A 25,864-nucleotide genomic window follows, 5' to 3' on the forward strand; every position below is an offset into this window, starting at 1 on the left:
ATTGGCGTTTCCCTGCCGCACCCGGATTCGCCATGACCGATCGCCCGCTCGCCGGCATTGCCTGCGTGTCAGTCGGCGTGCTGTTCCTGACCTTCAGCGACGCGTTGGCCAAATGGGTCAGCCAGCACTACAGCCCGATTCAGATTCTGTTCCTGCGCGCCGCCATCGCGCTGCCGTTCGTGCTGGCCCTGGCCGCCGCGCTGGGCGGCCGCGCGGCGCTGCGCACGCGCCACCCGGGGCTGCACCTTCTGCGCGGCGCCCTCAACGTCATCTCGGCCTGCTTCTTCTACCTGGGCCTGCAAGCCCTGCCGCTGGCCGAGGGCATCGCCATCGTGTTCGCCGCGCCGCTGTTCGTCACCGCACTGTCGGTGCTGGCGCTCAAAGAGCGCGTTGACGGCGCCCGCTGGCTGGCCGTGGCCGCCGGGTTCGCGGGCGTGCTGGTCATCGTGCGCCCGGGCGCGGCCAGCTTCCAGGTAGAGGCGCTTTATCCGCTTGCCACGGCGGTGCTGTACGCCGCCATGATGCTCACCGCGCGCGCCATCGGGCGCGCCGAAAGCATGCTCACCACCACCGTCTACATCGTGGTCGGCCAGTTCGTCTGCAGCGCGGTGGCCGTGCCGGCGTTCTGGACCCCGCTGCAATGGCCACATCTGCCTCACTTCGCCGGTATCGCGCTGTTTAGCACCCTGGGCCTGACCTTCATCACCCAAGGCTTTCGCATCGGCCCGGCCTCGGTGGTGGCGCCGTTCGACTACGGCGCGCTGCTATGGGCGTCGCTACTGGGCTGGCTGGTGTGGCACGACGCCCCCGACCTGTACGACTGCGTTGGCGCGGCGCTTATCGTGGGCGGCGGCGTGTACATCGCCTGGCGCGAATCGCGCACGGCCCGCGCGCGCCGGCATGACGATACCCCCCGGCATGGCGATACCCCATGAGCACGCCACAGCCGCGCCGGATTTGACCGTTTTAGATCAAATGATTTAAAACTATTCGCGCAGGGTGCCCGGGCACCGCCATTCACTTTTCTGAAGAGCGCGAACATGAACGTACAGGGTAAGAGAGTCCTGATTACCGGCGGATCCAGCGGCATCGGCCTCGCTACGGCCGCCGAGCTGGCGCGCAAGGGCGCCACGGTGTTCATCGCCGGACGCCGGGCCGCGGTCGTGCGGCAAGCGGTCGAGCAGCTGCGCGCGCAGGGCGCGCAGGCCGACGGAACCGATGCAGACGTGGCCACCGCCGAAGGCCGGCAGCGGGCCTTGCAGGCTGCCTGCAAGGCCATGGGCGGCCTGGATATTCTGGTCAACAGCGCGGGCGGCGTGCGCGCCGGGCGGCTGGAAGACATTCCCGAAGACGACATCGCCCAGATGGTGGCGGTGAATCTGCTGGCGCCCGTGCTGCTGGCGCGCGCGGCCCTGCCGCACCTGCGCGCCTCGGGCAACGGAATGATCGTCAACATATCTTCCGGCATCGCGCTGGTGGGCGTGCCCTTCTACACCGCCTACGCCGCCGTCAAGGCCGGCATCTCGCATTTCGGCGAAGCGCTGCGGCGCGAACTGAAAGGCGAGGGCGTGCATGTCCTGACGGCGTATCCCGGCGCGACCGACACGCCGATGATGGCGTCCTCGCGGGCGGGCCCAGACCTCGGTTTTGTGCGCGAACCGGCCGCTGCGGTTGCCCAGGCCATTGTTGAAGGCATCGAGACCGACGCCTTGCAGGTGATTCGGGGCGGCGACGTCCGGGCCGCCATGATCGCCCAGAACCGCTCCGATCCCGAATCGCTGGATGAGCGGTTTCAGACGCTCAAACCAAAGCTTGCCGAAGCAGTGAAAGATCACTCGGCCCTGTAAAGTGTCCCCCATCCGCCGCGCGCGGCGAACGACCGGCGTCCCGGGAAGGAACCAGCCATGACCCAAGCACAGGCCATCGTCTTCGATCTTTACGGAACGCTCTACGACGTTCATTCGGTCGTGCAGCGTTGCAACGCCGCATATCCCGGCCAGGGCATGCAGATCAGCGAACTATGGCGGCAGAAGCAGCTCGAATACACCTGGCTGCGCAGCCTGATGGGCCAGTATGTGCCATTCGAGCAGGCCACCGATGACGCGCTGGTCTACACCTGCCGCCGCCTGGGCCTCGATCTCGACCCGGCCACCCGCGCCGCGCTGTGCGAGGCCTACCTGAAGCTCGACCCGTATCCCGAAGTGCCCGCCGCATTGCAGCAGTTGAACGAACTCGGGCTGCCGCTGGCCATCCTGTCGAACGGATCGGTCTTCTCGATCGACAGCGTCGTCAGGCATTCCGGCCTGCAACACCACTTTGCCCATTTGCTCAGCGTCGAGCGCGCCGGGGTCTTCAAACCCGATTTCAGGGTGTACACGCTGGCCTGCCAGGCGCTCGGGCTGGCGCCGGGCCAGATCCTGTTCGTGTCGTCCAATGCCTGGGATGCCGCGGGCGCGCGCCATTTCGGCTTCGAGGTCTGCTGGGTGAACCGCCGTGGCAACACCTTTGACGAACTGGGCGTCACACCGCACACCGTAGCCGGCGGGCTGGACGAAGTGCCGGCATTGTTCCGCACCGCCGGCGTTAATAGCGCCCATCGCGCCGGGTAGCCCGCGCCTGCGTCATTCGCCGGCCGCAAGGCATGAAAAAGCCCCCGTTAACCGGGGGCTTTCGATCGACCGCTTGCGCCGTGCGAAGGCGGTTAAAACGGAATATCGTCGTCCATGTCCGCCAGGTTGGCGGCGCCGCCCGCGGCCGGCGCGGCGGCGGCCGGAGCCGGACGTTGCGCGGGCGGACGCTGGGCCGCAGCGCGCTGCTGGCGCGGCGCTTCATCGTAGCCGCCGCCGCCACCGTAGCCGCCTTCGCCGCCGCTATCGCGGCCGCCCAGCATCTGCATCTGGTCGGCAACGATTTCGGTGCTGTAGCGGTCGGCGCCGGTGTCTTTGTCTTGCCACTTGCGGGTCTTCAGGCGGCCCTCGATGTACACCGAGCGGCCCTTCTTCAGGTATTCGCCGGCGATCTCGGCCAGGCGGTTGTACATGACCACGCGGTGCCATTCGGTTTCTTCGCGGCGCTCGCCGGTGGCCTTGTCTTTCCATTGCGAGGTGGTGGCAATGGAAACATTGCAGATCGCCGCGCCATCGGGGCTGTAGCGGACTTCGGGATCGCGTCCCAGGTTGCCGACGAGAATGACTTTATTGACCGATGCCATGGGGATTTTTCCTCTGGTGCCCTGGTGCAATCGAATTGCCCAAGAGACAAAATTTGTTCCAAACTGCCAGACCTGAACAGGGGGTGATTTGCCAAGTTTCTGGCTCTTGCAGCGGGCGGCGCGCGTATAGCCGGGGAAGCTATCCACCGCCCTTCATTACCGTAAGCTTACCGCACCTTGCCCGGATTTTACCGGCGCAAGAGACACGCCTGTCACTGCGGTTCGAGCCGCTATCGGCCCCGCCACTGGCCCCTGGGTATGCCTTTATGACAGCGGCTTGAGCGCCCAGGTCACCGCCAGCCACACGGCCGCCAGAGCCGCCGCGCCAAGGAACACCGCATTGGCGCCGGCGTGGGCGGCCAGCCAGCCGCCCAGCGCGCCGCCGCAGAACAGGCCGGCGGCCTGGGCGGTGTTGTAGAAGCCCAGGGCCAGGCCCTTGTACTGGGCCGGCGCCACCCGCGAAACCAGCGAGGGTTGCAGGGCTTCGAGAATGTTGAACACCACGAAAAAGGCCGTCATGACGATGGCCAGGGTGTAAAAACCGTGGCTGGCGGCCGGCAGCAGCGCGCACACCACGATCAGGCCGGCCACCGAGGCGCGCAGCGCCCCACGGTGGGCGCGGTGCCGTTCGGCCACGAAAATCACAGGCACCATCAGCACGAACGACACCACGATAATCGGCAGGTAGGCCTTCCAGAGATCTTGCGCGGCCAGGCCGCCAGCTTGGGCCAGCAAGGCCGGCACCACCACGAACAGCGCCACCTGGGTGCAATGCAAGGCGAACACACCGAAATTCAGGCGCAGCAGGTCGGCATGGGCCAGCACCTGGCGCGGCCGCACGTTCATGCTGCGCGCGTCGCCGCGAGGCACCACCGGCACCACCCAGCGGGCCACCGCCAGGCTGGCCACACCCAGGCAGGCAATGGTCCAGAACAGGCCCGACAACCCCCACCAGCCCACCAGCAGGGGCGACAGCACCAGCGAGGCCGCGAACGACAGACCTATGGAGCCGCCCACCATGGCCATGGCCCGGGTACGCACCTCGTCACGAGTGGCGTCGGCCAGCCAGGCGGTCACGGCAGCGGAAATCGCGCCGGCGCCCTGGATGGCGCGGCCGATGGTGATCCAGAACACGTCCTGGGCCTGGGCGCACACGACGCTGCCAACAATGAACAACAGCAGGCCGGCCACCACCACCGGCCGGCGCCCCCAACGGTCGGACGCCAGGCCGAAGGGAATCTGCATGAAGGCCTGGGTGAGCCCGTACATGCCCAGCGCCAGGCCAACCCTTGCCGGATCGTCGCCCCCGGGCAGGCCGCGCGCGGCGACCGCGAAAACAGGCAACAGCAGGAACAGGCCCAGCATCCGGCAGGCGAACAGGCCCGCCAGCGCGACGCTGGCGCGGCGCTCGGAAGGGGTCAATTTCAGTTTGGTATCAGCCGGCATGCGGAAACGGGCGGGTCAGGGCCTTATACGAGAAAAGACTCGGCGCGCTATAGTACCAAGTTGGCCTTTGAAACCGCTGAAACGCCTGATGGACGCGATACGCATTCGGGGTGCGCGCACCCACAACCTCAAGAACGTCTCGCTCGACCTGCCCCGCCACAAGCTGGTGGTGGTAACGGGCCTGTCCGGCTCGGGCAAGTCCTCGCTGGCGTTCGACACCCTGTACGCCGAAGGGCAGCGCCGCTATGTAGAAAGCCTGTCGGCCTACGCGCGGCAGTTCCTGCAGCTGATGGACAAGCCCGATGTCGACCTCATCGAAGGCCTGTCGCCGGCGATTTCCATCGAGCAGAAGGCCGCCGGACACAACCCGCGCTCCACCGTGGGCACCATCACGGAAATCCACGATTACCTGCGGTTGCTGTACGCCCGGGTGGGCACGCCGTACTGCCCCGACCATGGCCTGCCCCTGCAGGCGCAAAGCGTCAGCCAGATGGTCGACGCCGTGCTGGCCTGGCCGGCCGACACGCGGCTGGCGGTGCTGGCCCCTATCGCCCGCGCGCGCAAGGGCAGCTTCGAAGACGAATGCGCCAGCCTGCAGGCCCAGGGCTACGTGCGCCTGCGGGTCGACGGCCAGATGCAGGAAATCAGCGACATGGCGCCGCTGAAGAAAAACGAAAAGCACGACATCGACGTCGTGGTCGACCGCCTGCGCATCAAGCCCGAAAGCAAACAGCGCCTGGCCGAAAGCTTCGAGACCGCCATGCAACTGGCCGACGGCCGCACGGTGGCCCTGGACATGGACAGCGGACGCGAGCAGGTATTTTCCAGCCGGTACGCCTGCCCGGTATGCAGCCACAGCCTGCCCGAGCTCGAACCGCGGCTGTTCAGCTTCAACAACCCCATGGGCGCCTGTCCCACTTGCGATGGCATCGGTCAGGTCGGCTTCTTCGACCCCAAGCGGGTGGTGGCGTTTCCCGAACTCAGCCTGGCGGCCGGCGCCATCCGGGGCTGGGACCGCCGCAACGCCTTTACCCACTCGCTGCTGACCAGTCTGGCCGCGCATTACGAGTTCGACATCGACACGCCCTTCGAAGACCTGCCGGAAGACTTGCGCCGCAAGGTGCTGTACGGCTCGGGCGATGAAGAAATCGCGTTCGTCTACCTGAACGAGAAGGGCCGCAGCACCGTCAAGCGGCACACCTTCGAGGGTGTCATTCCCAACCTGGAACGCCGCTGGCGCGAAACCGACTCGGCCACCGTGCGCGAAGAGCTGGGCAAATACCGCAACATCAAGACCTGCCCCGACTGCGGGGGCTCGCGCCTGCGCGCCGAGGCCCGGCATGTGCTCATCGGCGACAACCCGCGCGAAGGCGAACGGCGCGGCCAGGCCATCTACGAAGTCGAGGCAATGCCGCTGTCGGATTGCCTTGCGTGGTTCCAGGCGCTGACCCTCACTGGCGCCAAGCAGGAAATCGCCCAGCGCATCGTGCGCGAAATCGAGGCGCGCCTGAGCTTTTTGAACAACGTGGGGCTGAACTACCTGTCGCTGGACCGCAGCGCCGACACCATTTCCGGCGGCGAAGCGCAGCGCATCCGGTTGGCCAGCCAGATCGGCTCGGGCCTGACCGGCGTGATGTACGTGCTGGACGAACCCTCCATCGGCTTGCACCAGCGCGACAACGACCGCCTGATCGGCACGCTGCAGCACCTGCGCGACCTCGGCAACAGCGTCATCGTGGTCGAGCACGACGAAGACATGATCCGGCTGGCCGACTGGGTGGTCGACATGGGCCCGGGCGCGGGCGAGCACGGTGGCCAGGTGGTGGCGCAAGGCACGCCCGCGGCCGTGCAGGACGACCCCGCCTCGCTGACCGGCCAGTACCTCAGCGGGCGGCGCGCCATTCCTGTTCCTGAACGGCGCGCGGTAACCGACGAGCAGTCCTGGCTGGTGCTGGAAGGAGCAAGCGGCAATAACCTGAAGACCGTCGACTTGCGCATCCCGGCCGGGCGGCTGGTGTGCGTCACGGGCGTATCGGGGTCGGGCAAGTCGACGCTGGTCAACGACACGCTGGCCGTGGCCGTATCGCGCCAGCTGCACCATGCCCAGAGCGAGCCCGCGCCGTACGCGTCGATCAGCGGCCTGGAGCACTTCGATAAGATCATCAGCGTCGACCAAAGCCCCATCGGCCGCACGCCGCGCAGCAACCCGGCCACCTATACCGGCCTGTTCACGCCCATCCGCGAGCTGTTCGCCGGCGTGCCCGAAGCCCGCGCGCGCGGCTACGACCCGGGTCGCTTCAGCTTCAACGTCAAGGGCGGGCGCTGCGAGGCCTGCCAGGGCGACGGCGTGGTCAAGGTCGAAATGCACTTCCTGCCCGACATGTACGTGCCGTGCGACGTCTGCCACGGCCGGCGCTATAACCGCGAAACGCTCGAAATCCGCTACCGGGGCCGCAACATCAGCGAAGTGCTCGACCTCACCGTCGAGCAGGCGCTGGAGTACTTCGAATCGGTTCCGGCCATCGCGCGCAAGCTGCACACCCTCATCGACGTGGGCCTGTCGTACATCCGCCTGGGCCAGAGCGCCACCACGCTGTCGGGCGGCGAGGCCCAGCGGGTCAAGCTGTCGCAAGAACTGTCGCGCCGCAGCACCGGCCGCACGCTCTACATTCTGGACGAGCCCACCACGGGCCTGCATTTCCGCGACATCGAAATGCTGCTGCAGGTACTGAACCAACTGGTCGACAGCGGCAACACCGTGCTGATCATCGAGCACAACCTCGACGTCATCAAAACAGCCGACTGGGTCGTCGACATGGGGCCGGAAGGCGGCGACGGGGGCGGGCGTGTGGTCGCCACCGGCACGCCGGAAGATGTCGCGGCCAACCCCGAGAGCCATACCGGGCACTATCTGGGCCGGGTGTTGCAACGCAACCAATCGCAGTAGACTGAGCCATCCCAGGTATCGGGCACTCCGCAAGAACGCCTGATACCGTGCGATCCAGAACGAAAACCCCCACTCGTTTCGCCTCCGTCGCCATGTACACGCTCATCATCGGCAACAAGAACTACTCGTCCTGGTCCCTGCGCCCATGGCTGGCGCTGCGCGCCGCCGGCATTGCCTTCCAGGAACAGAAGCTGGGCCTGTTTACGCCCGAGTTCGCCCAGCGCCTGGGCGGCATCACGCCCGCGGGGCTGGTGCCCGTGCTGCTCGATGGCGACTTCGCCATCTGGGATTCGCTGGCCATCTGCGAATACGCGGCCGAACAGCATCCGCAAGCGGGCCTGTGGCCGGCCGACCCGCGCGCGCGGGCCCGCGCGCGCTCGCTGGCCGCTCAAATGCACAGCGGCTTCGGCCAACTGCGCCAGGTCATGCCCATGAATGTCGAGGCCCATCTGCCCGGCATTGATATTTCGGCAGCCCAGGGCGACGTGTCTCGCGTGCAAGCCATCTGGCATGACACGCGCGCCGAGTTCGGTCAGGGCGGCCCATTCCTGTTCGGCCGCTTCAGCATCGCGGACGCGTTCTACGCGCCGGTTGTGTCGCGTTTCACCACCTACGGCGTGTCGGCCGCGGGCGCGGTGCGCGATTACATGGATGCCGTGCTGGCGCTGCCCGCCATGCGGGAATGGACGCGTGAAGCGCGCACCGAAGGCGTATTCGTGCCCGAAGACGAGCCGTACCGCACGCAACGCTGACCGCCAGCCTCAGTACAACTAGCCCATCTCGAACAACCGCCGGTGTTCGCGGATCGCATAGCGATCCGTCATGCCGGCGATGTAATCGGCGATGGCGCGGGCCTGGTCCGGCGCGTCGCGGCGGTGATCCGGCGGCAGCAGGCGCGGATCGGAAAGGAAGGCCTGGAACAGCTCGCGCACGATGCGGCGCGCCTTGTTGGTCATGCGCACCACGCGATAGTGGCGATACAGGTTGTCGAACAGGAATCGCTTCAGCTCGTCGGCTTCGCGTCGCACGTCATCGGAAAAGCCAGCCAGCGGCGGCGCGAGGCGCACCGCATCGGCATCGGCCGGCGCCGCATCGGCGATGCGCGCCAACGATGTGGCGGTCAGGTCGACAATCAGCGTGTTGATCATGCGCCGCACGGTTTCGGCAATGGCGCGGCGTTCGGCCAGCCGCGGATAACGCTCGGCCACCTCGGCGTAATGGCGAGCGAAGATCGTTACGTCCTGCATCTGCTCGAGCGTGATCAGGCCCGAGCGCAGGCCATCGTCGATGTCGTGGTTGTTGTAGGCAATTTCGTCGGCCAGGTTGGCCAACTGCGCTTCCAGCGATGGCTGGGTGCGGTTCAGGAAGCGCTCGCCCACGTCGCCCAGCTGTCGCGCATGCGCGGCCGAGCAGTGCTTCAAGATGCCTTCGCGCGTCTCGAAGCACAGGTTCAGGCCGCTGAACTCGGCGTAGCGTTCTTCCAGCTCATCGACCACGCGCAGGCTTTGCAGGTTGTGTTCGAAGCCGCCTGCCTGCGGCGCCAGTTCGCGCATGCAGGCGTTCAATTCATCCTGTCCGGCGTGCCCGAAAGGCGTGTGGCCCAGGTCGTGGGCCAGGGCAATGGCTTCGGTCAGGTCTTCCGACAGGCGCAGGCTGCGCGCCAGCGTGCGGGCGATCTGCGCCACTTCCAGGCTGTGCGTCAGGCGCGTGCGGAACAAGTCGCCTTCGTGGTTGACGAACACCTGCGTCTTGTATTCCAGCCGGCGAAAGGCCGTGGAATGAATGATGCGATCGCGATCGCGCTGGAACTCGGTGCGGTTCTGCGGAGGCGGCTCGGCGTGCCGGCGCCCGCGGGTGGCTGAGGGATCGGATGCGTAGCAGGCCAGTTCGTTCATTGGCGGCATCGTCCCGGCGCGGTCATTGCACCGTGCGGGCCAGCACGGCTTGCACCGCATCGAGCGGCGCGGCCCGAGTCAGCGCCTGACCAATGCGCGGCATAAGCACGAAGCGGATTTCGCCGCCCTCGGTCTTCTTGTCGACCTGCATCAGGGCCAGCCAGCGGTCGGCCCCAAGATCGGGCGCCGTGGTAGGGCAGCCGATGGCCTGCACCAGCGCACGCACCCGCGCCACGTCGGCACGTGGGAAACCGGCCACCTCGGCCGACAGCTCGGCCGCCTGCACCATGCCACAGCCTACCGCCTCGCCGTGCAGCCACTCGCCATAGCCCAGGCCCGACTCGATGGCGTGGCCGAAGGTGTGGCCCAGGTTCAAGATGGCGCGCAGGCCCGATTCACGCTCGTCTTTGCCCACCACCTGCGCCTTCAGTTCGCACGAGCGGCGTATGGCATGGGCCAGCGTGGCCGGGTCCAGGGCCCGCAATGCGGCGGCATGGGCTTCGCACCAGCTCCAGAACTCGGCATCCAGGATCAGGCCGTACTTGATCACTTCGGCCAGTCCCGCCGACACTTCGCGCGCCGGCAACGTGCCCAGTACGTCGGTGTCGATTTCCACCGCCACCGGCTGGTAGAACGCGCCGATCATGTTCTTGCCCAGCGGATGGTTCACCGCCGTCTTGCCGCCCACGGAAGAATCGACTTGTGCCAACAGAGTGGTGGGCACCTGCACGAAACGGATGCCACGCATGTAGACCGCCGCGGCGAAACCGGTCATGTCGCCGATCACGCCGCCGCCCAGCGCCACCAGCACGGCGCGGCGGTCCAGGCGATGGGTAAGCAGCGCGTCGAAGATCAGGTTCAGGGTCTGCCAGTCTTTGTGGGCCTCGCCGTCGGGCAGTTCAATACGCAGCACGCGGCGGCCGGTACGGGCCAGCGCCGCCTCGACGCGCTCGCCATACAGGGCGGCCACGGTGGGGTTGGTCACCACCGCGATGGCCGTGGCGTCGGCGGGAATGGATTGGTCCAGCGCATCCAGGCGGCCCGGGCCGATATGAATGGGGTAGCGGCCACCGGGGGTATCGACGTCGACAACGGTCATGGGTTCTTCTCGTAGGCTTGCAGCAACGGCAGCAGCGACTTCACCAGGTGCGACACCGGCATGGTGCCCGTATCGACCACCAGATCGGCCACTTCTTCGTACAAAGGTTCGCGCCGGGCCATCAGGTCGCACAGGGTGCCGCGCGGATCGGGGTTGGCCAGCAGCGGGCGGTTGCGATCGCGGCTGGTGCGCCGGAACAGTTCATCGACGCTGGCGCGCAAGTACACCACCACGCCGCGTTCGCGCAGCAGACGGCGGTTTTCGGGCGCCAGCACGGCGCCGCCGCCGGTGGCCAACACGATGCCGCGCCGCTGGGTGCAATGGTCGAGGGCGGCCGCCTCGCGTTTGCGAAAGCCGCCTTCGCCCTCAATCTCGAAGATCACCGGCACCCGCACGCCACAGCGCGCCTCCAGTTCATGGTCGAGATCGATGAATTCGCGGCCCAGCACGCGCGCCAGGCCGCGGCCGATGGTGGTCTTGCCCGCCCCCATCATACCCACCAGGAAAATAGGCAGGTCGTGCGGCAGGCGCACGCGCGGCCCCGCCTCGGCCGCCACGCAGGGGCTGTCGGCAGGGCCGGCGCCCGGGGCCAGATCTGTATTCGCCAAACCATTCATGCGTGCATTATCCCATCGCCGGCCAGTTGCCCGCTTACCACACTGAACGAATTTGTTACAGAAACCCGGTGACCACCACCAAGCGCACCTACAGATGCCCGTAAAATCGCCGCGATGAGCAAGTCGCAGAATTCTTCCAAAAAAGCCCCACCTCCCAAAAGCGGATCGCCCATTTTGCGGTTTTTCGTGAAGATGGGCATTTTCTTTGGCGGCCTGGCGCTGTGTGGCGTCTTGCTGGGCGGCATGGCGCTGGCGTTGGCCTGGCCCAACCTGCCCGACCTGCACGCCATGACCGACTACCGGCCACGCGTACCGCTGCGCATCTACACGGCCGACCACGTCCTGATCGGCGAATTCGGCGAAGAACGCCGTAACGTGCTGCGCTTCAATGAATTTCCCGACGTCATGAAATCGGCCGTGCTGGCCGCCGAAGACGACCGCTTCTACCAGCACGGCGGCATCGACTGGACCGGCGTGGTGCGCGCCGGGCTGGCCAACCTGCTCAGCATGTCGAAATCGCAGGGCGCCAGCACCATCACCATGCAGGTGGCGCGCAACTTCTACCTGTCGTCCGAGAAAACCTATTCGCGCAAGTTCTACGAACTGCTGCTTACCTTCAAGATCGAATCCGAGCTCACCAAAGACCAGATCCTCGAGCTCTACATGAACCAGATCTACCTGGGGCACCGCGCCTACGGCTTTGCCGCCGCGTCGCGCACGTATTTCGGCAAGCCCGTATCGCAGGTCACCGCGGCCGAGGCCGCCATGCTGGCGGGCATACCCAAGGCGCCGTCGCGCTTCAATCCCATCGCCAACCGCCCGCGCGCCGAACTGCGGCAGCATTACGTGCTGGGCCGCATGCATTCGCTGGGCTACCTGACCGACGCCGAATACCAGCAGGCCAAGGCGCAACCTATCGTCATCAAGGCGGCCGAAGGCACGCCCGCCGGCGGCTATGCCATCCATGGCGAATACGTGGCCGAGCTGGCGCGCCAGCTGCTCTACGGCATCTACCAAGACGATCTGTACTCGCGCGGCATCAACATCTACACCACGGTGCGCTCGAAAGACCAGGAATCGGCCTATCACGCGGTGCGCGACGGCGTGCTGCAATACACGCGCCGCGCCGTGTACCCCGGCCCGGAAGAGCAGCTCGACATGCCCGCGGGCATCGAAAGCAACCCCCAGGCGCTGGACGACTACCTGGACGGCGTCTTCGAAAAGTACCCCGACAGCGACGACCTGCTGACGGGCGTCGTGCTGTCGGCCAGCCCCACCGAAATCAAGGTGGCGCGCAGCGCCAACGAAATCATCACCATCACCGACAAGAAAGTGTTGGCGGTGGTGGCGCGCTCGCTGGGCAGCAAGGCCTCGGCCGAGCGGCGCCTGCAGCGCGGCTCGGTGGTCTACATCCACAAGCTGGGCGACGGCTGGGAAGTCATCAACATGCCCTCGGTGCAGGCGGCCTTCGTGTCACTGTCACCGCAAGACGGCGCGATCCGCGCCATGGTGGGCGGCTTCGATTTCTACCGCGGCAAGTTCAATCGCGTCACCCAGGCCTGGCGCCAGCCCGGCTCGAACATCAAGCCTTTCATCTACGCGGCCTCGCTCGAGCGTGGCCTGACGCCCGCTACCCAGATATCCGACCAGCCGTTCGAGCTGACCGCAGAGCAAACGGGTTCGAAGGCCTGGCATCCCAAGAACTACGGCAACGTGTACGAGCCCATGCTGACCATGCGGCAGGGTCTGTACAAGTCCAAGAACATGGTGTCGATCCGCATCCTGCAAGCCATCGGCCCGCAATACGCGCAAGAGTATCTGACGCGCTTCGGCTTCGATAAGGCGCGCCAGCCAGCCGTGCTGCCGTTGGCGCTGGGCGCGGGCTCGGTCACGCCGTTGCAGCTGGCGGGCGCGTACGCGGTGTTCGCCAACGGCGGCTACCGCATCGCCCCCTACCTGATCGACCGCGTCACCGACAGCAGCGGCAAGGTGCTGATGCAGTCCAAGCCCATCGTGGCGGGCGACGCCGCTGCCCGGGCCATCGACCCGCGCACCGCCTATGTCATGGACGACATGCTGCGCGGCGTGGCCACCAGCGGCACCGCGGCGCGCGCGCGCGCCACGCTCAAGCGTTCCGACATCGCGGGCAAGACCGGCACCACCAACGAATCGGTCGACGCCTGGTTCTCGGGCTACGTGCCCAGCCTGGTAGCCACGGCCTGGATGGGTTTCGACCAGCCCAAGTCGCTGGGCTCGCGCGAAACCGGCGGCGGCGTGGCCATGCCGATCTGGCTGGACTACATGGGCGATATGCTCAAGGGCGTGCCCGAGCAAAAAGAACGCCCCCGCCCCGACGGCCTGCTGGTCGACCGCGGCGATTTCTATTTTTCGGAGTTCCCGCCGGGCCAGGCCGTGGCGCGGCTGGGGCTGTCTGAACCCACGCCGGCCGAAACCGACCAGTTGGGCGAGTTCCTGAACGATCTGGTGGGCGGCGGCGGGGGCGGCGACAACAGCATCCGCGTGTCGCCCGACCTGAACCCCGGGAAACAAACGCCCTGGTCGCAGAAAATCCCGTTCTGACCGGCGCCTGTGGCGCCAGCCGGCACGGGCCCGCTATTACAGCCGCACGGCTACCGGCACGCCGGCGGCCTCGGAGCAGATCTGCGAAAGCGCGTCGGGCAGCCGCGGGCCGCCCCGGGTGTCGTTCCAGTGCTGGCCGTCATACCGGTAGTGGAATCCGCCACTGCGGGCGGCAACCCAGATCTCTTGCATGGCGGCCTGGCTGTTCACGACCACGTGGGTGCCGTCTTCGAATACCAGCGTCAGCACATTGCCGCTGCGGCTGGTCTCGATATCGACATCCTGCGAGGCCGCCCAGTCGTCGGCCTGGCTTTCGATGCTGTCCAGTACTTGGTCGACCAACGCAAGGAATTCGGTTTCAGTCATAATCGAACCTGCAAGAATTACGGAGTTTCGAGTGTTCCATTTGGCACGCAGCCGCATGGTCTTACGCATTGTAGCCACGCTTGCCGCGACCGGCCTGGTCGCGGCCTGCGGCTTCAAGGGTCCGCTGTACCTGCCGCCGCAGCCTGGCCAGTCGGGGCCGGAATACCCCGACCCGCCCAAGATCCCCGCCCCCACCACGCTTCCATGACATCCCCGAACTCCACGTTGCCCGGCCTGGCCGGCCATCCGCATTTCCATTACCAGAACGGCATCCTGCACGCCGAAGGCGTGGCGCTCGACGCCCTGGCCAGCCAGCTCGGCACGCCGCTGTACGTGTATTCGCGCGCGGCGCTGGCCCAGGCCTGGCGCACGTACAGCGACGCCATCGGCACCCGCCCGGTGCTGGTCTGCTACGGCATGAAGGCCAATTCGAACCTCGCCGTGCTGAAAGAATTCGCCCGCCTGGGCGCCGGTTTCGACATCGTGTCGGGCGGCGAACTCAAGCGAGTGCTCGCCGCGGGCGGCAACCCCGCCAAGGTGGTGTTCTCGGGCGTAGGCAAGCAGGCCTGGGAAATGCGCGCCGCCCTGGAGGCCGGCGTGAAATGCTTCAACGTCGAATCGCAGGCCGAACTGCAATGCCTGTCCGACGTGGCGCAGTCCATGGGGCAACGGGCGCGGGTGTCGCTGCGCGTCAATCCCGACGTCGACGCGCAAACCCATCCCTACATTTCCACCGGCCTCAAAGAAAACAAATTCGGCATTGCCATCGAGTCCGCGCTCGACGCCTATCGCACCGCCGCGGCGCTGCCGGGGCTGGAAATCGTCGGCGTCGACTGCCACATCGGTTCGCAGCTCACCGACATCAGCCCGTATTTCGATGCGCTTGAAAAACTGCTCGACCTGATCGAACAGCTCGACGCCGCAGGCATCGCCATCCAGCACCTCGACCTGGGCGGCGGCCTGGGCATCCGCTATACCGACGAAATTCCGCCTTCGCCCAAGGCGCTGCTCGACCAGGTGTTCGAGCGCCTGCAGGCGCGTGGCATGGCGCACCTGCATCTGGTGCTGGAGCCGGGCCGCTCGCTGGTGGGCAACGCCGGCGTGCTGCTGACCACGGTGCAGTACCTGAAGCACGCGCAGGCGCGCAATTTCGCCATCGTCGATGCCGCCATGAACGACCTGCTGCGCCCGGCCCTGTACGACGCCTATCATGGCGTGCAGCCGGTGGCGCCGCGCGACGGCGCCGCCATCGAGTACGACATCGTCGGCCCGGTCTGCGAAAGCGCCGACTGGCTGGCCCGCCAGCGCAAGCTGGCGCTGCAGGCAGGCGACGTGCTCGCGCTCGAGTCCGCCGGCGCCTACGCCATGGTCATGGCCAGCAACTACAACACCCGGGCGCGCGCGGCCGAGGTCATGGTCGACGGCAGCCGCCACTACATCGTGCGCCAGCGCGAAACACTAGACGACCTGCTGCGCGGCGAATCGACGCTGCCGTGAAAAAGGGCGGCTCGGCCCGGACACCCAGGGTGTTTGTCGCCAGCTATCAGGCTCCCGCAGGTGCCTGACACCGTCCTGTTGAAGTGACGTTTGCCGTGTCGGTGTCTGACACCCTGCGGGAGTCAGACACCTGGCAACGGCAACTGGCCGATGCGCACGGAGCTATTGCCAGGTGTCTGGCTCCGCAGGTGCCTGACACCGTCCTGCTGAAGCAACGTCTGCAGTGTCGGTGCCTGACACCCTATGGAAGTCAGACACCTGGCAACGGCAACTGGCGATGCGCGCCATGCTATTGCCAGGTGTCTGGCTCCGCAGGTGCCTGACACCGTCCTGCTGAAGCAACGTCTGCAGTGCCGGTGCCTGACACCCTATGGAAGTCAGTCACCCGGCGGCGGCAACTGGGCGATGCGCACGGAGCTATTGCCAGGTGTCTGGCTCCGCAGGTGCCTGACACCGTCCTGCTGAAGCAGCGTCTGCAGTGTCGGTGCCTGACACCCTATGGAAGTCAGACACCCGGCGGCGCGCCTTATGACGCTCATTGCAAGTCGTCGCGCGGTGGCGCTCACGCCACCGCGCGACGACGCCAGAAGCACTCCACGTCCCACCCCGGCACCCAGGCCAGGCAAGAGGCCGCCTACAGCTCCCCGTAGGAATGCAGACCCGAAAGGAACATGTTCACCCCCAGGAACGCGAATCCGGTCACCAGCAAGCCCACCAGCGCCCAGTAAGCCGCCAGGTGCCCGCGCAGGCCTTTCATCAGCCGCATGTGCAGCCACGCGGCGTAGTTCAGCCACACGATCAGGGCCCAGGTTTCCTTCGGGTCCCATTGCCAGTATGCGCCCCAGGCGTCGGCGGCCCACAGCGCCCCCAGGATGGTCGCCACCGTGAAAAAGGCGAAACCGACGGCAATCGCGCGGTACATGATGTCGTCCAGCACCTCCAGCGACGGCAGCGCCTGGGCGATGCGGCGCCGGCCCAGCAAGATGCCGCCCACTATGACCACGCCCACCCCGAAATAGACCATCCAGGTGGCCGACAGGCCATCGGTGCGAAACACCATGGGCTCGACGCACAGCAGCACGCCCAGCACGAACAGCGGCGCCAGCCTGGCCCACGACGTCGTGGTGCCATGCTGCTTGATCAGGTAGGCAAACCCCACCATGGCCGACAGAGAAAAAGTGCCGTAGCCGATGAAATTCGCGGGCACGTGCAGCTTCATCCACCAGCTTTTCAGGGCCGGCACCAGGGGCTGGATCTGGGCCGCGTCGCGGGTGAAGGCGTACCACAACAGGAACACCGTGGCCGACGAAATCACAAGCAGCACGAAGCCGCCCAGCGCGCGCGTTGCGTACTTGCGCTCGTAGTAAAGGTAGAACAGCGCCGTGATGAGCGAGAACAGCACGAACACTTCATACAGGTTGCTGACCGGAATGTGGCCCAAGTCGGGACCCATCAGGTGGCCTTCGCGCCAGCGCACCAGCATGCCGGTCACGCCGGCGAATACCGCGCCCCAGGTCAGGGCGGTGCCCAGCCACGCCGAGGTCCGGCTGAAAATGCCGATCCAGTAGCAGACCGTAGCCAGGATGAACAAGGCGCTCATCCACAAAATGGCCGATTGCGACGAAAACAGGTACTTCAGGAAGAACACCTGCTCGGCCCGCGCCAGGTCATCCTGGTACAGCAGCAGCGCCAGGCCGGCCGCCAGGGCACAAGCGATCATCAGGCGCCGCAAGGGCCGCCACAGCCAGCCCAGCCAGGTCAGCACGAAAACCGCTCCGCACAGGATGATTTTCTCGTAGTAGTCCATGGCGCTGCCGTAACCGGTCAGCGCATAGCCGGCGCCTACGGCCAGCAACAGGAAGAAAACGATGTCGGTCCAGTCAGGCCGGCCACGCTGCACGCGCGCGTCGCCGGTGGCCGACAGTGCCGGCTGCCACAGGGCATCGGACGAATGAGAAGAAGTGCTGGCGGACATGGAAAACCTCAGGACCGGTTCCGGCTCGACAAGGCCTGCTTGAAGCGCTCGAACTCATGGTGAAAGTCGAGTGTACGCTTCTGCGAGGTCATCGCGGCCTGGACATCGCTGCCCGCGCCGTCGGCGGCGGGCTTGATCCAGACCCACACGCGCCGGTCGCGGATATAAAACATCGAGAATACGCCGAGCACCAGTAGCAGGCAGCCGATATACACCGCCGTCTTGCCAGGAGTGCGGCTGACCTGGAACACGCTGGCCTGCACGTGCTTGAAATTGCTCAGCGTCAGAAAAACGGGGGCCGGATAGACATTCAGATCGGACAGCGCCGCCACCGCCAGGCGCGACCACTGTGCCGCGCGCTCGGCGTCGGGACCCTGGTCGGGCAGGGCAGGCAACCCGGCGCGTTCGCGGGCGACGTCGCGCAGTTCGGTCATGGACAAGCCGATCAGACGGATCACGACGTCGGCCGCGCGCTCCAGGTCGGCGGGCGGCGTGTTCGCCTGCAGGAAGTCGGCAATAGCCTGCAAGCCGCCCTTGGAAAAGGTATCCAGCGCGCGCTCGGCCGCCGTTTGCAGCGACTGGCGCTCAGCCTGTTCCGAGCTGTTGCGCTCGGCAAAGCGGCGTGCGGCTTCGCGGCGCGCCGCCGGGTCGGCCAGGGTGGCCCGCAGTTGCATGAATTCGGCCAGCGAGCTGTCGGCATCGGCGGGAATGCGCAAATACCGGAAACTCTCGGCTGGGCTGTTGCGCACGCCCGCCAGGAACACGGCGGCGCCGTCCAACTGCACCGGCAGCATGTAGTTCATGAATTCGTGGGCCTGTCCGGCCTGGTCGACCAGCCGGTACTCAACGCTCGGGCCCACGTTGCGCAGGTTTTCGTTCTTCTTGCCCGCCGCGCTGCCGGACACCGCGGCCACGTGCTCGCCCAGCGTCAGACTGTTGCCTCGCGGCGTGCCGCCGGTCAGGTCTTCTACGTTGATGGGCCGCAGCGCCGTGATGTCGACCGTCATGCTGCGGGCGCCCCCATCAGCGCCGCGCGCGGTGATCTCCGTAGACTTGCCCACCGTGCCTTCCACGTCAAACACAGCATCGTTGGCGCCTACCAGCGGATAGCCTTTCAGGCTGACGCTGCTGCCGCCATCGTCGAAGCTCGACTGGTACACCGTCACACCCTTGTAGCGCAGCGGCTCGTTGACCTCGATGGTCGATTCGAAACTCTTGCCCGTGTCGGGATCGGTCACTTCGACTTCACTGGCGAACCGGCTGGGCATGCCGGTAGAGTAGTAGTCGATCAGGAATTTCTTCAGTTTCAGGGTGAACGGCAAGGGCTGCACCAGCGCGCCATCACCCACCATCACCACCGCCGTGCTGGCCTGCCCGCCTTCGGGCACCAGCACGCTGGCGCGGAAGCTGGGGTTGGCCACCGACAGCCGGCCGCTGGCCGGCACTTGCGAAATCAGCATGTTCTCGACGATGGGCTTCTTGCCCGCCAGCAACACCTGCAGGCGCACCGCCAGTTCGCTGTCGAGCAGGCCGCCCAGGCAAATGATCACCATGGCCGAATGCGCGCAGATATAACCCAACCGGTTGGCGCTGCCCTTCTTGGCCGCCAGCATCACGCCATCGCCGTCGCGGCGCTCGCGCACCGCATAGCCCAGCCGGGCCAGCAGGCCCTTGATGCCGCCCACCGCGTCATCCACCGACGCCGCATCGCGCATTTCGACCCGGTGCGGAAAGGCCTGCAGGCTGCTGGCGCGCACATGTTCGCGAAACGACCGCGCATCGCGCAGCATCTTGGGCGTATTGCGGATCAGGCACAGCGTGGTGGACACCACCAGAAAGCCCATGATAGCCAGGAACCACCAGCTGTTATAGACGTGCCAGATCGAGAACTTGTCGAACACTTCGAACCAGAACGGGCCGAACTGATCGATATAAGTGCTGGACGAGCGGTTCTGCACCAGCACCGTGCCCAGCACGCTGGCCACGCAGATGAACATCAGCAGGCTCACGGCAAAGCGCATCGAGCCCAGCAACTCGAAAAGGTCGCTCGACAGGCTGCGCAGAGGTCGAGAAGGCGGAGAAGTGGTGTTCATGAAAAAAAGGGGGGCCGCTACCGGCTTCCCCCTTATGGACAGCGCTCCCGGAATCCGGTTCCGGGCCGCGCCAGTATTGCTGCGCGGGCCGGCCGCGCGCGGATCGGGCCAGCGCCTAGCGCAGGCCCGCGGCGTAGTCGGCCACAGCCTTGATGTCGGTGTCCGACATGCGGTCGGCGATTTCCTGCATGACCGGGTTGTTGGCGCGATCGCCGCTGCGGAACAGCTTCAGCTGTTCTTCGAGGTAAGCGGGGAACTGGCCGGCCAGGCGGGGGTACTGGGCAGGCAGGCCGGCGCCGTTGGCCGAGTGGCACGACGCGCAGGCGGGCACGTTGCGTTCGGGCAAGCCGCCGCGCCAGATCTTGCGGCCCAGCTCGACCAGGTCTTCCTGGCCGGCGGTGGCGGGCTCTTTCAGCGGCTGCTGGGCCAGGTACAACGCCACGTTGCTCATGTCTTCGGGCGTCAGGTTCTGGGCCATGGCGGTCATGGGGGTGGGATTTCCACCGGCGCCATTGCGCGCGGGCTTGTCGGCGCCCTGCTTGGTCTGGAAGTCAGCCAGCTGCTTGGCCAGGTATTCGTGGGGCTGGGCGGCCAGATTGGGGTTGACGGGAATGCTGCTGTTGCCTCCCGCGCCGTGACAGGACGCACAGGCCACGATGCCGCGCGAGGCATCGCCCTGGTCAAAGAGTTGCGCACCCTTGGTCGCGTCCGGCTTGGCAGCCGCCGCGGCGCCTTCGGCAGCGAAACTGGAAGAAATTACGGACGCACCGAGCATCAGCCCGCTTGCTACCAACATCCGGGACAGCACACGCTTCATTGAAAACCTCGACGATCGGATCTCGATCAAGGCGCCAAAGCGCCCCATGCCTGCCCCATGCCATGCCGGATGAACATACGTTCGCCCTGGCCTTCAGCGCTGCTAGACCGGCGTCTTCAACAGACGGAAAAAGCCAGCGCAATGCAGGGGGACCACTGTTGCAAACGCACGATTATACAATAGGGTTCGCAACCAACCGTATCGGCCCCCCTGTGTCCCTTCTACATCGCGCCTCTTTCTTTGTCTCGGCAGCCCGCCTGGATCAGCTGCCCGCCCCCGGCGCGCCCGAAGTCTGCTTCGTGGGCCGCTCCAATGCGGGCAAGTCGTCGGCCATCAATGTGCTGTGCAACCAGCGCCGCCTGGCCTTTTCCAGCAAGACGCCGGGCCGCACCCGGCTGATCAATCTGTTCGGCCTGCCCGACCCCCTGTCGCCCGACCAGCCGCTGGGCTTCCTGGTCGACCTGCCCGGCTACGGCTACGCGTCGGTGGCCCACAGAGAAAAAGAAAAGTGGGCCGACGTGCTGGGCGGCTATTTGCGCGACCGCTCGTCGCTGGCGGGTATTGTGCTCATCATCGACATCCGCCGCGGCATCACCGAGCTCGACCGCCGCCTGGCCGACTTCATTGCCCCCACCGGCCGCCCCGTGCTGGCCCTGCTGACCAAGGCCGACAAACTGCCATACGGGCAGCGCCAGCGCACCGTTTTTGCCGTGCGCAAAGACCTCGCCGACATCGGCGCGCTGCACACGGTGCCGTTCTCGGCCACCGAGCGCATCGGGCTGCCCGAGGCCACCCAATATATCGAGAACTGGATTTCTCCCAAGGTAGTGCCATGAATCCCCAGATCATTTCCCCCGCCTTCCCCATCTCGCGCCCGCGCCGGCTGCGCCGCGATGACTTCACCCGCCGCCTGGTGCGCGAGCATACGCTCACCGTCAACGACCTGATCTACCCGGTGTTCGTGGCCGAAGGCAGCGGCCTGCGGCAACCCGTGCCCTCGCTGCCCGGCGTGGTGCGTTATTCGCCCGACACCCTGCTGGCAGCAGCCGAAGAATGCGTGGCGCTGGGCATCCCGGTAATGGCGCTGTTCCCGGTAATCGACCCCGCCCTCAAGACGCCCGACGGCGCCGAGGCGGCCAATCCCGACGGCCTGATCCCGCGCGTGGTTGCCGCGCTGAAGCAGCGCTTCCCCGAGCTGGGCGTGCTGACCGACGTGGCGCTCGATCCGTACACCAGCCACGGCCAGGACGGCGTCATCGACGCAGACGGCTACGTGCTCAACGAACCCACGGTGCAGATCCTGATTCGCCAGGCCCTGGTGCAGGCCGGCGCCGGCGTCGACATCGTCGCGCCCAGCGACATGATGGATGGCCGCATCGGCGCCATCCGCGAAGCGCTCGAGGCCAACCAGCACATCCATACCCGCATCATGGCCTATTCGGCCAAGTACGCCAGCGCGTTCTATGGTCCGTTCCGCGACGCCGTGGGGTCGGCCTCGAACCTGGGCAAGTCCAACAAAATGGCCTACCAGATGGATCCGGGCAACCTCGACGAAGCCCTGCGCGAAGTGGCGGCCGACCTGCAAGAAGGCGCCGACATGGTCATGGTCAAGCCCGGCATGCCGTACCTGGACGTGCTGCGCCGCGTCAAGGACGCTTTCAGGGTTCCCACTTTTGCGTACCAGGTCAGCGGCGAGTACGCCATGATCAAGGCCGCCGCCGCCAACGGCTGGCTCGACCATGACAAGGTCATGATGGAAGCCCTGCTCGGCTTCAAGCGCGCCGGAGCCGACGGCATCCTGACCTACTTCGCGGTAGAAGCGGCCAAGCTGCTCAAGCAGCAATAAGGCAAGCGCAGGGCGCGTGCCAGACCTGCCAGGGGTGGGGCTCCCGCCCGGGCGCCTGGCTTGGTCTCAGGCTTGCGCTAGCGCGCCAGCACGCGGTCGAGTACCGCCGCGAAACGCGGCGCATCCTGGAAACCGATCACGCGCGCATCGGCGATGGGTGCCCCGCCCGGCGCGAAAAACAGAATGCCCGGTGGGCCGAACAGCCTGAAACGCTTCAATAGCTCGCGGTCGTCGGCATTATTCGCGGTGACGTCGGCCTGCAACAGCAGCATGCGCGACATCCGGCTGGCCACGGCCGGATCGGAAAACGTGAAACGCTCCATTTCACGGCACGACACGCACCAGTCGGCATAGAAGTCCAGCATGACGGGCCGCGTGCTCTGGGCCAGCAGGGCATCCAGCTCGGCGCTGGTGCGCACCCGCTTGAATTCCACCGGCCCCGCCGCCGCGAGCGGGGCCGGGCCGCCGCCACGTTGTGCCAGGTGCGACAAGGGCTGCAAGACATCGCGGCCGCCGCTGGCGGCCCCCACCAACCACACCAGCCCAGCCAAGGCCAGCAGCAGGCCCAGGCCCTTGGCGAACATGCGCGGCGCGCCCGCACCGGCGGGCAAGGCGTCGAAGGCGCGCAACATCACTGCCGCCACGATGGCAAGGAAAGCCCAACCCGCCATTTGCAGCCAGGTCGGCACGACAGGAACCAGCATCCACCAGGCGGTGGCCAATAGCAACATGCCGAACAGGCGCTTGACGCCGTCCATCCACGGCCCCGCCTTGGGCAATAGGGCGCCCGACGAGGCCCCCACCACCAGCAGCGGCACGCCCATGCCCCAGGCCATCGCGAACAACGCTGCGCCCCCCAGCACCACATCGCCTGTTTGCGAGATATACAGCAGCGCGCCCGCCAGTGGCGCCGCCACGCAAGGCCCCAGGATCAGCGCCGACACGGCCCCCATGGCCAGTGCGCCGGTGGCGCGGCCACCGGGTATGCGTGCCGAACGAGCCGACAGCCAGCTTTGCACCGAACCCGGCACCTGAAAATCGAAGGCCCCGAAGGTGGCCAGCGCCAACAGCGCCAGAATGACGGCAAAGGCCGCCAGCACCCAGGGCGTCTGCAACCAGGCGGCCAGGCCCGCGCCGCTCAGGCCTGCGGCCACGCCCAGGGCGGTGTAGACCACCGACATGCCCAGTACATAGGCCGCCGCCAGCCCCAGGCCGCGCCATCGGCCGGGCCGCGCGCCATCCGTGCCGCCCACGACGATGGACGACAGGATGGGAATCATGGGCAACACGCAGGGCGTGAACGCCAGCAGCAACCCCAGCACCCAGAACACGCCCGCGGTCTTGAGCCAGCCCAACCCGCCGATGGCGTCGGCCAACCCCAAGTCGCCCGCGGCCAGCAGCGAACCCAGCCCGGTAGCCGTGGCCGAGGAACCCGCCACGGCCGCGCTGCCCGCATCGGCGCTCGCGAGCGACGCACCGTCGACGGCATAGCCGCCCGCCACGGGCACCAGCCTGACGGTGTGGTCGGCGGGCGGATAACACAGTCCCGCATCCGCGCAGCCCTGGCTGGTGACGGTAAGCGAGAAAGGCTGCTGCCCGGTTACCGGCACGGTAATCGACACCTGCTGGTGATAGACCTCCATGTTTTTTTCAAACGTGGGGTCGTACTTCACGTCGCCCTGCGGATACACGGGCGTACCCAGCGTGGCCGCGCCCAGCGGGCTGATCGACAGGCCAAAACGCTCGCGGTACATGTAATACCCCGGCGCGATGCGATAGCGCAGCTCGATGGTTCCTGGGTCCGCCATGGCGGCGCTGAAGACAAAGGCCTGCTCGGGTGGCAGGAAATCGGCCTCGGTCAGCGCGGCAGCAGGGCGCCAGGCCAGCACGGCCCACGCCAGAAGGGCCAGGCAGCCCAGCCACCAGACTCGCCAGGCGGGCCGCGCATGAACCATGAACTGATGCATCGGATTCTTCTCTTTGTGAAAGCCGCCCCGCCAGGCTGCGGGAACGCTAATGCGCCGCTTTGCCATTTGCCTGCTCGCGCACCCAATCCAGGTAGGGCGCACTGCCGCCAATGACGGGCACAACAATAATCTCGGGAACCTCGTACGGGTGCAGGCGAGCCAATGCCCGCACCACGGCCTGTTGCTGCCCTGCCGTGGTCTTGATCCACATCGGGATCTCGTCGGCCCCTTCGATTTCACCCTGCCAGCGATAGATGGACAGGACAGGCGCGCCAAGGTTCACGCAGGCCGCCAGGCCGTCTTCGACCAGCACATGGGCAATGCGCTTGGCCAGCAACAGATCGGGCGCATTGCTGATGACCAATACGATATCGTCGTCTGACGACATGGCTGCTCCTGGGAAACGGCCGGCAGGGCTGCGGCGATATAGGGTATTTTATCGGGACTGCCCGCGGCGCCGCGCGCCCGCCCCAGCCGAGACCCTTCTGCCATGTCGGACACCTGCCTGTTCTGCCGCATCGCGCGGCGCCAGATCCCCGCCCATGTCGTGCATGAAGACGACGAAATACTGGCTTTCCTCGACATCCAGCCGGTCCGGCCGGGCCATGCGCTCATCATCCCCAAGCAGCACTACCCATACTTCGAAGACCTGCCCCCCACGCTCGCCTACCGCATCCTGGGGCTGGGCCAGCAACTGGCGCGCGCCATGAAAACCCTGTACCGGGTCGAGCGCGTGGGCTTCATGTTCACGGGTATCCATGTGGCCCACGCCCATGCACACCTGGTCCCGATGCATCATCCGCAGGACATCACGTCCACGCAGTACATCGCCCAGAAAGACCTGCAGTTCGTCATGCCGCCGCAATGCCCCGCCGAACAACTCGCCGACACGGCGGCGCAGTTACGCCAGGCGCTGGCAGGTAGCTGACCGGCGGTTTCGGCTGGACCAGGTGCCCCCGGCACCGCCGTGGTACAAAAAACAAGGGCGGGCCATAGGCCCGCCCTTGCGCTTATCCACTGGCCGGATTACTCGGCAGCGTTGTCGGCCTCGGTTTCCTCGACTTCAGGACGATCAACCAGTTCCATGTAGGCCATGGGAGCGTTGTCGCCTTGACGGAAACCCATCTTCAGCACGCGGGTGTAGCCGCCGTTACGGGCCGCGTAGCGCGGGCCGATTTCGGCAAACAGCTTGACCACGGCGGCGCGGTCGCGCAGGCGGGCAAACGCCAGGCGCTTGTTCGCCAGAGTGGGTTCTTTGCCCAGGGTGATCAGAGGCTCGACGACGCGGCGCAGTTCTTTCGCCTTGGGCAGCGTGGTCTTGATCGCTTCGTGGGTGATCAACGAAACGGCCATGTTGCGAAACATGGCAAGACGGTGGCTGCTCGTGCGATTGAGCTTACGCAAACCATTTCCGTGACGCATGATAAGTTCCTTATGAATCTAAAGACGGCGCTTGCGCCGCCAGGTTGCCCGGATCTTCTATCGGCCTGTCGCCAGGCCGCGGTCCG

General features: G+C 66.4%; 24 protein-coding genes. 11 read left to right on the forward strand and 13 right to left on the reverse strand.

What is annotated here, in order from left to right:
* Nucleotides 1-32: 32 nt before the first annotated feature.
* The 3 genes from BPET_RS24800 (at nucleotide 33) to BPET_RS24810 (ending at nucleotide 2,609) form a co-directional block, all read left to right on the forward strand.
* Nucleotides 33-935 carry a DMT family transporter gene (locus tag BPET_RS24800; protein WP_012251724.1) on the forward strand — a complete coding sequence of 301 codons (903 nt, stop codon included), beginning with the start codon at nucleotides 33-35 and terminating at the stop codon, nucleotides 933-935.
* A 105-nt stretch (nucleotides 936-1,040) separates the two neighbouring features.
* Complete coding sequence (locus tag BPET_RS24805; protein WP_012251725.1) at nucleotides 1,041-1,847, forward strand: SDR family NAD(P)-dependent oxidoreductase; 807 nt, start codon at nucleotides 1,041-1,043, stop codon at nucleotides 1,845-1,847.
* Between the two features lie 57 nt (nucleotides 1,848-1,904).
* Nucleotides 1,905-2,609, forward strand: a complete 705-nt coding sequence (locus tag BPET_RS24810) for a haloacid dehalogenase type II (RefSeq protein WP_012251726.1) — start codon at nucleotides 1,905-1,907, stop codon at nucleotides 2,607-2,609.
* A 92-nt stretch (nucleotides 2,610-2,701) separates the two neighbouring features.
* Here the strand turns inward: BPET_RS24810 and ssb are convergent, their stop codons facing one another.
* Together ssb and BPET_RS24820 are read right to left on the reverse strand one after the other, a co-directional pair.
* Nucleotides 2,702-3,211: a single-stranded DNA-binding protein gene (ssb, locus tag BPET_RS24815; RefSeq protein ID WP_012251727.1), complete on the reverse strand. Its 510-nt coding sequence runs from the start codon at nucleotides 3,209-3,211 to the stop codon at nucleotides 2,702-2,704.
* 264 nt (nucleotides 3,212-3,475) lie between these two features.
* Nucleotides 3,476-4,657: an MFS transporter gene (locus BPET_RS24820; protein ID WP_012251729.1), complete on the reverse strand. Its 1,182-nt coding sequence runs from the start codon at nucleotides 4,655-4,657 to the stop codon at nucleotides 3,476-3,478.
* Between the two features lie 88 nt (nucleotides 4,658-4,745).
* Between BPET_RS24820 and uvrA the strand changes: the two genes are divergently transcribed.
* Nucleotides 4,746-7,604 (forward strand): excinuclease ABC subunit UvrA, encoded by a 2,859-nt coding sequence (uvrA, locus tag BPET_RS24825; RefSeq protein WP_041863303.1) that lies wholly within the window; start codon nucleotides 4,746-4,748, stop codon nucleotides 7,602-7,604.
* A 92-nt stretch (nucleotides 7,605-7,696) separates the two neighbouring features.
* On the forward strand, nucleotides 7,697-8,356 hold the full coding sequence (locus tag BPET_RS24830) for a glutathione S-transferase family protein (protein ID WP_012251730.1): 660 nt from the start codon (nucleotides 7,697-7,699) through the stop codon (nucleotides 8,354-8,356).
* Between the two features lie 18 nt (nucleotides 8,357-8,374).
* On the opposite strand, the gene BPET_RS24835 is transcribed toward BPET_RS24830, so the two are convergent.
* The 4 genes from BPET_RS24835 to BPET_RS27030 are packed head-to-tail and all read right to left on the reverse strand — an operon-like array spanning nucleotide 8,375 to nucleotide 11,415.
* Nucleotides 8,375-9,499, reverse strand: a complete 1,125-nt coding sequence (locus BPET_RS24835; RefSeq protein WP_012251731.1) for a deoxyguanosinetriphosphate triphosphohydrolase — start codon at nucleotides 9,497-9,499, stop codon at nucleotides 8,375-8,377.
* Nucleotides 9,500-9,521: 22 nt separating this feature from the next.
* On the reverse strand, nucleotides 9,522-10,598 hold the full coding sequence (gene aroB / locus BPET_RS24840) for a 3-dehydroquinate synthase (RefSeq protein WP_012251732.1): 1,077 nt from the start codon (nucleotides 10,596-10,598) through the stop codon (nucleotides 9,522-9,524).
* Nucleotides 10,595-11,215 carry a shikimate kinase gene (locus BPET_RS24845; protein WP_012251733.1) on the reverse strand — a complete coding sequence of 207 codons (621 nt, stop codon included), beginning with the start codon at nucleotides 11,213-11,215 and terminating at the stop codon, nucleotides 10,595-10,597. The genes aroB and BPET_RS24845 overlap by 4 nt, the downstream gene beginning before the upstream one ends.
* Nucleotides 11,212-11,415 (reverse strand): hypothetical protein, encoded by a 204-nt coding sequence (locus tag BPET_RS27030; RefSeq protein ID WP_162098131.1) that lies wholly within the window; start codon nucleotides 11,413-11,415, stop codon nucleotides 11,212-11,214. Before BPET_RS27030 ends, BPET_RS24845 begins: the two co-directional genes overlap by 4 nt.
* On the opposite strand from BPET_RS27030, the gene BPET_RS24850 reads away from it, so the two are divergent.
* Complete coding sequence (locus tag BPET_RS24850) at nucleotides 11,330-13,795, forward strand: penicillin-binding protein 1A (protein WP_012251734.1); 2,466 nt, start codon at nucleotides 11,330-11,332, stop codon at nucleotides 13,793-13,795. The two genes, BPET_RS27030 and BPET_RS24850, sit on opposite strands and share 86 nt — an antisense overlap.
* A 36-nt stretch (nucleotides 13,796-13,831) precedes the next feature.
* Here the strand turns inward: BPET_RS24850 and cyaY are convergent, their stop codons facing one another.
* Complete coding sequence (gene cyaY / locus BPET_RS24855) at nucleotides 13,832-14,161, reverse strand: iron donor protein CyaY (RefSeq protein ID WP_012251735.1); 330 nt, start codon at nucleotides 14,159-14,161, stop codon at nucleotides 13,832-13,834.
* Nucleotides 14,162-14,216: 55 nt separating this feature from the next.
* Here cyaY and lptM point away from each other — a divergent pair, with 55 nt between their 5' ends.
* Complete coding sequence (lptM, locus tag BPET_RS26860) at nucleotides 14,217-14,369, forward strand: LPS translocon maturation chaperone LptM (protein ID WP_231852641.1); 153 nt, start codon at nucleotides 14,217-14,219, stop codon at nucleotides 14,367-14,369.
* The gene (gene lysA / locus BPET_RS24865; RefSeq protein WP_012251736.1) at nucleotides 14,366-15,658 is read left to right on the forward strand and encodes a diaminopimelate decarboxylase; all 1,293 of its coding nucleotides are present in this window, start codon (nucleotides 14,366-14,368) and stop codon (nucleotides 15,656-15,658) included. The genes lptM and lysA overlap by 4 nt, the downstream gene beginning before the upstream one ends.
* A gap of 634 nt (nucleotides 15,659-16,292) precedes the next feature.
* On the opposite strand, the gene ccsB is transcribed toward lysA, so the two are convergent.
* From ccsB to BPET_RS24880, 3 genes are all read right to left on the reverse strand, one after another.
* Nucleotides 16,293-17,633 (reverse strand): c-type cytochrome biogenesis protein CcsB, encoded by a 1,341-nt coding sequence (ccsB, locus tag BPET_RS24870; protein ID WP_012251737.1) that lies wholly within the window; start codon nucleotides 17,631-17,633, stop codon nucleotides 16,293-16,295.
* Nucleotides 17,634-17,641: 8 nt separating this feature from the next.
* On the reverse strand, nucleotides 17,642-19,726 hold the full coding sequence (locus BPET_RS24875) for a cytochrome c biogenesis protein ResB (protein WP_012251738.1): 2,085 nt from the start codon (nucleotides 19,724-19,726) through the stop codon (nucleotides 17,642-17,644).
* 115 nt (nucleotides 19,727-19,841) lie between these two features.
* Entirely contained in the window at nucleotides 19,842-20,543 is a 702-nt protein-coding gene (locus tag BPET_RS24880; RefSeq protein ID WP_041863306.1) for a c-type cytochrome, read from the reverse strand.
* 212 nt (nucleotides 20,544-20,755) lie between these two features.
* Here BPET_RS24880 and yihA point away from each other — a divergent pair, with 212 nt between their 5' ends.
* Both yihA and hemB read left to right on the forward strand, forming a co-directional pair.
* Nucleotides 20,756-21,379 carry a ribosome biogenesis GTP-binding protein YihA/YsxC gene (yihA, locus tag BPET_RS24885; RefSeq protein WP_041863308.1) on the forward strand — a complete coding sequence of 208 codons (624 nt, stop codon included), beginning with the start codon at nucleotides 20,756-20,758 and terminating at the stop codon, nucleotides 21,377-21,379.
* The gene (hemB, locus tag BPET_RS24890; RefSeq protein WP_012251741.1) at nucleotides 21,376-22,389 is read left to right on the forward strand and encodes a porphobilinogen synthase; all 1,014 of its coding nucleotides are present in this window, start codon (nucleotides 21,376-21,378) and stop codon (nucleotides 22,387-22,389) included. The genes yihA and hemB overlap by 4 nt, the downstream gene beginning before the upstream one ends.
* A gap of 77 nt (nucleotides 22,390-22,466) precedes the next feature.
* Here the strand turns inward: hemB and dsbD are convergent, their stop codons facing one another.
* Both dsbD and cutA read right to left on the reverse strand, forming a co-directional pair.
* A complete protein-coding gene (gene dsbD / locus BPET_RS24895; protein WP_151209002.1) occupies nucleotides 22,467-24,356 on the reverse strand; it encodes a protein-disulfide reductase DsbD in 1,890 nt (629 codons plus the stop codon).
* A gap of 46 nt (nucleotides 24,357-24,402) precedes the next feature.
* The gene (gene cutA / locus BPET_RS24900; RefSeq protein WP_012251743.1) at nucleotides 24,403-24,744 is read right to left on the reverse strand and encodes a divalent-cation tolerance protein CutA; all 342 of its coding nucleotides are present in this window, start codon (nucleotides 24,742-24,744) and stop codon (nucleotides 24,403-24,405) included.
* A gap of 102 nt (nucleotides 24,745-24,846) precedes the next feature.
* On the opposite strand from cutA, the gene BPET_RS24905 reads away from it, so the two are divergent.
* Nucleotides 24,847-25,284, forward strand: coding sequence for an HIT family protein (locus BPET_RS24905; protein ID WP_012251744.1), 438 nt, complete (start codon nucleotides 24,847-24,849; stop codon nucleotides 25,282-25,284).
* Nucleotides 25,285-25,382: 98 nt separating this feature from the next.
* Here the strand turns inward: BPET_RS24905 and rplQ are convergent, their stop codons facing one another.
* Nucleotides 25,383-25,778: a 50S ribosomal protein L17 gene (rplQ, locus tag BPET_RS24910; protein ID WP_012251745.1), complete on the reverse strand. Its 396-nt coding sequence runs from the start codon at nucleotides 25,776-25,778 to the stop codon at nucleotides 25,383-25,385.
* Nucleotides 25,779-25,864 lie beyond the last annotated feature (86 nt).

This window comes from Bordetella petrii (assembly GCF_000067205.1).
GTDB classification, from domain to species: domain Bacteria; phylum Pseudomonadota; class Gammaproteobacteria; order Burkholderiales; family Burkholderiaceae_B; genus Bordetella_A; species Bordetella_A petrii.

Bases quoted from the DNA above. Each gene is read 5' to 3' on its own strand.
- uvrA (WP_041863303.1), top strand. From the start codon at position 4,746: ATGGACGCGATACGCATTCGGGGTGCGCGCACCCACAACCTCAAGAAC.
- BPET_RS24820 (WP_012251729.1), bottom strand. From the start codon at position 4,657: ATGCCGGCTGATACCAAACTGAAATTGACCCCTTCCGAGCGCCGCGCC.
- aroB (WP_012251732.1), bottom strand. From the start codon at position 10,598: ATGACCGTTGTCGACGTCGATACCCCCGGTGGCCGCTACCCCATTCAT.
- BPET_RS24835 (WP_012251731.1), bottom strand. From the start codon at position 9,499: ATGAACGAACTGGCCTGCTACGCATCCGATCCCTCAGCCACCCGCGGG.
- cutA (WP_012251743.1), bottom strand. From the start codon at position 24,744: ATGTCGTCAGACGACGATATCGTATTGGTCATCAGCAATGCGCCCGAT.
- BPET_RS27030 (WP_162098131.1), bottom strand. From the start codon at position 11,415: ATGCCCATCTTCACGAAAAACCGCAAAATGGGCGATCCGCTTTTGGGA.
- ccsB (WP_012251737.1), bottom strand. From the start codon at position 17,633: ATGTCCGCCAGCACTTCTTCTCATTCGTCCGATGCCCTGTGGCAGCCG.
- ssb (WP_012251727.1), bottom strand. From the start codon at position 3,211: ATGGCATCGGTCAATAAAGTCATTCTCGTCGGCAACCTGGGACGCGAT.
- BPET_RS24805 (WP_012251725.1), top strand. From the start codon at position 1,041: ATGAACGTACAGGGTAAGAGAGTCCTGATTACCGGCGGATCCAGCGGC.
- BPET_RS24830 (WP_012251730.1), top strand. From the start codon at position 7,697: ATGTACACGCTCATCATCGGCAACAAGAACTACTCGTCCTGGTCCCTG.
- lptM (WP_231852641.1), top strand. From the start codon at position 14,217: ATGGTCTTACGCATTGTAGCCACGCTTGCCGCGACCGGCCTGGTCGCG.
- BPET_RS24845 (WP_012251733.1), bottom strand. From the start codon at position 11,215: ATGAATGGTTTGGCGAATACAGATCTGGCCCCGGGCGCCGGCCCTGCC.
- BPET_RS24880 (WP_041863306.1), bottom strand. From the start codon at position 20,543: ATGAAGCGTGTGCTGTCCCGGATGTTGGTAGCAAGCGGGCTGATGCTC.
- BPET_RS24905 (WP_012251744.1), top strand. From the start codon at position 24,847: ATGTCGGACACCTGCCTGTTCTGCCGCATCGCGCGGCGCCAGATCCCC.
- hemB (WP_012251741.1), top strand. From the start codon at position 21,376: ATGAATCCCCAGATCATTTCCCCCGCCTTCCCCATCTCGCGCCCGCGC.
- cyaY (WP_012251735.1), bottom strand. From the start codon at position 14,161: ATGACTGAAACCGAATTCCTTGCGTTGGTCGACCAAGTACTGGACAGC.
- lysA (WP_012251736.1), top strand. From the start codon at position 14,366: ATGACATCCCCGAACTCCACGTTGCCCGGCCTGGCCGGCCATCCGCAT.
- BPET_RS24810 (WP_012251726.1), top strand. From the start codon at position 1,905: ATGACCCAAGCACAGGCCATCGTCTTCGATCTTTACGGAACGCTCTAC.
- BPET_RS24850 (WP_012251734.1), top strand. From the start codon at position 11,330: ATGAGCAAGTCGCAGAATTCTTCCAAAAAAGCCCCACCTCCCAAAAGC.
- rplQ (WP_012251745.1), bottom strand. From the start codon at position 25,778: ATGCGTCACGGAAATGGTTTGCGTAAGCTCAATCGCACGAGCAGCCAC.
- dsbD (WP_151209002.1), bottom strand. From the start codon at position 24,356: ATGCATCAGTTCATGGTTCATGCGCGGCCCGCCTGGCGAGTCTGGTGG.
- BPET_RS24875 (WP_012251738.1), bottom strand. From the start codon at position 19,726: ATGAACACCACTTCTCCGCCTTCTCGACCTCTGCGCAGCCTGTCGAGC.
- BPET_RS24800 (WP_012251724.1), top strand. From the start codon at position 33: ATGACCGATCGCCCGCTCGCCGGCATTGCCTGCGTGTCAGTCGGCGTG.